Genomic DNA, 264 nt, shown 5'->3' with positions numbered 1-264 from the left:
CTGTTACTGTTGTTCCCGGTGGGAATTTGTCTTTGTTGACTTCTTTAATTTTATCTTCTACAGCTTTTCTTTCTTCATCAGTTAAGTTTGTGACATCTTTTACTGGTGTTTTTTCTGGTACTGTTGGGGTTATTCTCTCTGCGTCTGTTGGATTTAATGGTTTCACTAAATCTGTGCCTGGAATAACATCTTTACTTCCGTCTGGATATGTAATGGTTGCTGTACCGTCTTTTTCCACTGTTACTGTTGTTCCCGGTGGGAATT

Annotated in this window: 1 pseudogene; it reads right to left on the bottom strand. The window is 38.6% G+C overall.

The annotated features are described in order from the left end of the window. Window positions 1–264 (bottom strand): annotated as a pseudogene (locus E4T68_RS10040) (hypothetical protein); the annotation flags it as partial.

This window comes from Granulicatella sp. WM01 (assembly GCF_004570605.1).
GTDB lineage: Bacteria > Bacillota > Bacilli > Lactobacillales > Aerococcaceae > WM01.
This window is presented reverse-complemented; position numbering and strand designations above follow the sequence as displayed.